1 protein-coding gene is annotated in these 1,562 nt (G+C 48.5%); it reads right to left on the bottom strand.

Going from position 1 to position 1,562, the window contains the following annotated elements:
• Positions 1-262: 262 nt before the first annotated feature.
• On the bottom strand, positions 263-1,562 hold a 1,300-nt coding region (locus ACTHUE_RS18495; RefSeq protein WP_440424137.1), incomplete at its 5' end, for a DNA translocase FtsK.

The raw sequence follows: 1,562 nt of genomic DNA on the forward strand, positions 1-1,562 counted from the left end.
TTTTGGACCAAGGCAGAGACAATACTACTTTGCGTTCCAGATTTTCTAAAGTTTCAACAGTTACGCTCATCGTAAGCCCTTAAATTTGTTGTGTTTAAACGGTTATCCTTCTGCTCAGTATTCCGAAGAATTTCGGAAGCGTGCATAAGGTCAAAATTTAGCTGCTTAGTATAACACAATGTTTCACGAATAACATAAAAAGGCCGTCTGAAAAGTGGGAAATTCTTTTCAGACGGCCTTTGTGTTTTGATATTGTTGTTTTTTACAGCTGGTCTTTTTGTGCCAGAATCCGTCGGCTGCCGTTGATGTCTGCCGGAGAAAGAACACCGGCATTTTCAAGCGCATCTATCAAATTGGCGGCACGGTTGTAGCCGATGCGCAATTGGCGTTGCAGGGCGGAAATGGAAGTCTTGCGGCTCTCCAATACGAAGGCAACGGCTTGATCAAATAACTCATCGCTGTTTGCGTTCGGATTGACAATATTGGTGGTCTCGATGGCCGCTTCGCCACTGAGCAGACCTTCCACATAATTGGTTGGAGCCTGTTCTTTGACGAAATTGACAACTTGATGTACTTCATCATCGGAAACAAATGCACCTTGCAGGCGTGTCGGTTCTGCGCTGCCCGGTTGCAGGAATAACGAGTCGCCGTATTTGAGCAATTCGTCTGCACCCATTTGGTCAAGAATAGTGCGGCTGTCGATTTTGCTTTGTACGGTAAAGGCCATACGTGTCGGAATGTTGGCTTTAATCAGGCCGGTAACCACATCAACGCTTGGGCGTTGAGTGGCGACAATCATGTGAATACCTGCCGCACGCGCTTTTTGGGCAAGACGTGCGATTTGCTGCTCAACGGATTTGCGTTCGGTCATCATTAAGTCAGCCAACTCGTCGATAACGACCACAATCAACGGCAGTTTTTCCAGAGGCTCAGGATCGTCAGGATTTAAGCTGAACGGGTTGAGCAATGGTTTGCCTGCTGCTTTGGCTTGTTCGACTTTTTGGTTGAAACCGTCCAAATTACGCACGCCGGCATGGGAAAGCAGGCGATAGCGTTTTTCCATTTCGGCAACACACCAGTTCAATGCTTGGCCTGCCTCACGCATATCGGTCACAACCGGGCAGAGCAGATGCGGAATGCCGTCGTAAATGCTTAATTCCAGCATTTTCGGGTCAATCATAATGAAGCGGACTTCGTCGGGCGTGGCTTTGAAGAGCATGGACATAATCATGCCGTTCACGCCGACAGATTTACCCGATCCGGTCATACCTGCGACTAAAAGATGCGGCATTTTTGCCAAGTCGCCGACAACGGGGGTACCTGCAATATCTTTACCCAAGGCAACGGTCAGTTTGGACTTGGCGTCGGTAAACACGGATGAAGAGAGGATTTCGCTCAACATGACATCTTGGCGTTTCTCGTTGGGCAATTCAATGCCCATGGTGTTTTTACCGGCAATGGTTTCTACGATGCGTACCGCTTGCAGAGACATCGAGCGCGCCAAATCTTTGGACAGGGCGACAATTTGACTGCCTTTGACACCTTGTGCCGGTTCGATTTCG

Source organism: Neisseria sp. P0021.S005 (assembly GCF_051956955.1).